At 60.1% G+C, this 3,613-nt stretch carries 4 protein-coding genes and 2 pseudogenes; 4 read left to right on the plus strand and 2 right to left on the minus strand.

Going from position 1 to position 3,613, the window contains the following annotated elements; translation table 11 throughout:
* Window positions 1–245, plus strand: a pseudogene (locus ACR652_RS07710) (arylsulfatase); the annotation flags it as partial.
* 507 nt (window positions 246–752) lie between these two features.
* A complete protein-coding gene (locus ACR652_RS07715) occupies window positions 753–1,823 on the plus strand; it encodes an IS630 family transposase (RefSeq protein ID WP_434505940.1) in 1,071 nt (356 codons plus the stop codon).
* A gap of 160 nt (window positions 1,824–1,983) precedes the next feature.
* Here ACR652_RS07715 and lysM read toward each other — a convergent pair whose 3' ends face one another.
* Window positions 1,984–2,499 carry a peptidoglycan-binding protein LysM gene (gene lysM, locus ACR652_RS07720; RefSeq protein WP_434505941.1) on the minus strand — a complete coding sequence of 172 codons (516 nt, stop codon included), beginning with the start codon at window positions 2,497–2,499 and terminating at the stop codon, window positions 1,984–1,986.
* A 256-nt stretch (window positions 2,500–2,755) separates the two neighbouring features.
* Here lysM and ACR652_RS07725 point away from each other — a divergent pair, with 256 nt between their 5' ends.
* Both ACR652_RS07725 and ACR652_RS07730 read left to right on the plus strand, forming a co-directional pair.
* The gene (locus tag ACR652_RS07725; RefSeq protein ID WP_434505942.1) at window positions 2,756–2,983 is read left to right on the plus strand and encodes a hypothetical protein; all 228 of its coding nucleotides are present in this window, start codon (window positions 2,756–2,758) and stop codon (window positions 2,981–2,983) included.
* A gap of 152 nt (window positions 2,984–3,135) precedes the next feature.
* Window positions 3,136–3,396 carry a hypothetical protein gene (locus tag ACR652_RS07730; RefSeq protein ID WP_434505943.1) on the plus strand — a complete coding sequence of 87 codons (261 nt, stop codon included), beginning with the start codon at window positions 3,136–3,138 and terminating at the stop codon, window positions 3,394–3,396.
* A gap of 87 nt (window positions 3,397–3,483) precedes the next feature.
* Here ACR652_RS07730 and ACR652_RS07735 read toward each other — a convergent pair.
* Window positions 3,484–3,613, minus strand: a pseudogene (locus ACR652_RS07735) (IS5/IS1182 family transposase); the annotation flags it as partial.

Below are 3,613 nucleotides of genomic sequence, written 5' to 3' on the forward strand. Positions count from 1 at the left end.
TCACCCGGCTCCGGGTGCCGAAGTTCTTCAATCTGCGCACCGACCCTTACGAGCGGGCGGATCGGACGTCTAACACATACTACGACTGGCTGATTGACCACGTCCCTATTTTGTATGGCGCGCAAGCGATCATGGCGGAGTTGGCGGCGACCTTCAAAGACTTCCCGCCCATCCAGAAGCCGAACACCTTCACAATCGACGAAGCGTTGGCGCAGATGCACGAAGCCGCCGCCGGCATGCACTGAGCGGCGCTTCTTCCTTCCCCCTTTGGGGGTCCCGCGCAGGGCGGCGGGCGCAAGCCTGCCGCCTGCTGACTCCACCGGAGCCCCGCTAGGATTAATTGCATGAAGACAGGGTTGCTCGAACATAATGATGGGCGTGCGAAGAGCCACAGCGCAGTCGTCAGGAGCCCGCGCTTCCGCAGCTCAATGAGGCAGGCACTGTCATTGACTATAACGCCAACTGCCGATAGAGGGCCCTCGCAGCGCCGGCTCCACTTGCGACACCGGTCGATGCAGCAACCACGCGGGCGGTGGCAACGAGTCTCGCCGACGAGGGTTGGCCATTCCATAAGCTGCGCCGAGATTGTCGCCAAGCGTGTTCGACTGTGGTCCTCGAAAGAATACGACTCGGAACGAAAGAGACGGATGCGTCATTGAAACCTCTGGCGCTGACTGTGGCTAACCGTCAAAGCCCCGCAAATTCAACTAGTACCCACTATCGCTGATCGGTGAGTCATGATTCAAGGCTGCATGAGCAGCCAATTGAAAGCGACGCCGATTGAATTGACCGATGAAGAGCGGACCGAGCTCGAGGGTTTGGCGCGCTCGACCCGAACGGAGCATCGCACGCGTCTGAAGGCGCAAATCGTGCTCATGGCGGCCGAGGGCGCCGCTACCCGGGCGATTGGTCGCGCGCTCGGATGCACCACCGGCACGGCGTCGAAATGGCGCGTGCGCTACGCCGAGCATCGCCTCGCCGGTTTTTCGGAAGTCGGCGAGCGCGGCGCGGCGCCTAAATACGACGAGGAAACCGACCGGCGCATCCTGGCCTTGCTCAATCGCAAACCGCCGGAAGGCTACGCCAACTGGACTGGACCGCTCGTCGCCAAAGCGCTCGGCGACGTCAATGTCCAATATGTCTGGCGCTTCCTGCGCACGCACAAGATCGACCTGTCGGGCCGCAAGTCCTGGTGCGTCAGCAGCGACCCTGAGTTCACGGCCAAGGCCGCTGAGATCGTCGGGCTCTACATGGCGCCACCCGAGAACGCCATCGTGCTCGCCGTGGACGAAAAACCATCAATCCAGGCACTGGAGCGCTCGCAGGGTTATTTGAAGCTGCCGAACGGACGCGCCCTGATCGGTCAATCGCACGATTACAAAAGGCATGGAACGACGACGCTTTTCGCAGCGCTCGATCTCGAGAGTGGCAAGGTCGTCGGCAAACATTACAAGCGTCGCCGTCGCGTCGAGTTCCTTGACTTCATGAACAAGGTCGTCGCCGCCTATCCCGACAAGGAAATCCATGTCATTCTCGACAATCTCTCTACCCACAAGCCCAGGCGCGACATGTGGCTCAAGCGCCACAAGAACGTGCATTTCCACTTCACGCCGACGCACGCCTCTTGGCTCAACCAAGTCGAAATCTGGTTCTCGATCCTCTCGGGCAAATCGCTGAACGGCGCCTCGTTCCAAAGCGTCCCCGAACTCATCGCCCATATCGAGGCGTTCATCGCAAGCTACAATGAAACCGCAAGGCCGTTCGTCTGGACTAAAAGCGAAGTCCACCGAAAACGCCTCAAACCCTGTTTCGCGGAACAGTGATTCTGGGTACTAGGCCCCGAACAGAATGCCGGCGCCGGAAGGCGCTTCGTTCGCCGTATTTCCCAAGTTCGTGGAGGAGACGCAGTTACCAAGGCGCGCCGTTCTTCGTCGTGGCCTACTGACAACCCGGGAGTGGAAAGTGACGACGTCAGGCCTTTTTCTATTCCTCGGGCTTGGCGATTTCCTGTGGCGGCTTCCACTTGATAGCGGCCGGCGCGTCGTCGGGTAAGAGCTTGGGAATGCGCAGGTTCTGGCCCGGATAAATTTTGTCCGGATCTTTCAGAAGCGGCTGGTTGGCCTCGAAGATCTCTTTGTATCTCTCGCCTCTTCCGTGACCATATTCTTTTTCGGCGATCTTCCAAAGCGTGTCGCCGCGCTGCACAATATAGAATTGGGAGGCATCCTGCGCTCTTACGGCAACGAGCCTGTTTTCGACCTGCGCTACGCCCCTCACCTTGCGGACGGCGGAAATGAGCTTCTCGATATCGGCCGTGGTGGGCGCGGCGCCTCCGAGGGTCACCTTGCCGCCATTGATTTGGAGGTCGATCTTCGAGTCGTCGAGACCGTGCTTGGCGATCTCCTGTCTCAATTCTTCGGGGGACGGGGCGGTATCGCCAGCGGGCGCCGGCGCCGGCGCGGATTTTCGTTTGCCTGTCAAGAAATCGAAAAGGCCCATAATGCTCTCCTCTCGCTCGCGCCAACTGACAAGCGCCGCGCCCAACACCTAGATAGGGCGAGGTGTGCAGCCATAGAGACTGAACGAGCGCGCGCCTATAACACTTTTGCTGCTATCCGCGGTTCAGCGAGCCGCTCTCGCTTTAGGGGAGGCGAGGTTTAGACAGGAGCAAGGTTCAAGCCATCGCCCGGCGCTTCTAGCGGCGAGCGCCCGCTACTGGCGCCGCGGCTGGTGAGATTGAACGGACAATGACGTGATGGCCGAGCCGCCAAGCCCAGCGAGTGTGATCGAAACACTGCGATCGATGGGATTTTTGGAATCCGACATTGAATTCCGGCAACTAGACAATGGCTGGCGCATCCGGGCGCAAGGCGGCCTTGTCATTCACATGCGCAAAGGCGGTCATCTTGTGATGTCCGGCAGGAACGCCCGCAACGTGAGCAAGGCGCTGGGGCTGTCTAGCCGGCAGAAGCCGGCAACGTGAGCGCGGCGAGGAGACAAAGTGTTGAGGCTCAGAAAAAAGCCCGGCGCTGGGCCGGGCTAGGTCAAAGGAAAGTTAAGGACGCCCACTAACCGGCGGACTGTCGTCTTGGTTCCACCCGAACCAGTTGGCGGCCGGTTGAAGAATTCGGCGAAGTGACGAAATGGGATCGCGGCGACGCATTGGAGCCGGCGGTGAATCAGAAGCTGATCGACGAGGGATTTCGCGTCGCTAGTCGGATGGCGGCAGATCGAGCTGTTGAGATCGACCGGGCCGCGCTTATGCAGGCCGTGATGTCCGTCGTGGGGGAAGCCAATGGGCAAGATGACCCTGAGGAAATTGCCGAGGACGCCTTGGAGCTGCTAGGCAAGGGGCACGATCCCTCGTCCTCGCGCCGCGGCCGAAGGCCGTTTTAGAGCTATAGCCTCAAGAAAATGCCCGGCGCTGGGCCGGACTGAGGAGAAAAAGATCAGGACGCCGAAAGAATGCTCGACTAGAGGGTGTTATGCACCTTGGAGCATGAATTCTGCGGCGCGCTTGAGCATGAGACATGCGAAGGCGACGACGTGGAGGCCTGCGAGGGTCTGAGCATAGCGCTCGTAATCTTTGACGAGCCGCCTGCATCGTGTCGCC

Origin of the sequence: Methylocystis sp., from assembly GCF_051061225.1 — a bacterium.
Classification (GTDB): Bacteria; Pseudomonadota; Alphaproteobacteria; order Rhizobiales; family Beijerinckiaceae; genus Methylocystis.

What these genes read in the sequence shown, in the direction of transcription:
- ACR652_RS07715 (WP_434505940.1), top strand. Translation starts at nt 753, where the DNA reads ATGAGCAGCCAATTGAAAGCGACGCCGATTGAATTGACCGATGAAGAG.
- lysM (WP_434505941.1), bottom strand. Translation starts at nt 2,499, where the DNA reads ATGGGCCTTTTCGATTTCTTGACAGGCAAACGAAAATCCGCGCCGGCG.
- ACR652_RS07725 (WP_434505942.1), top strand. Translation starts at nt 2,756, where the DNA reads ATGGCCGAGCCGCCAAGCCCAGCGAGTGTGATCGAAACACTGCGATCG.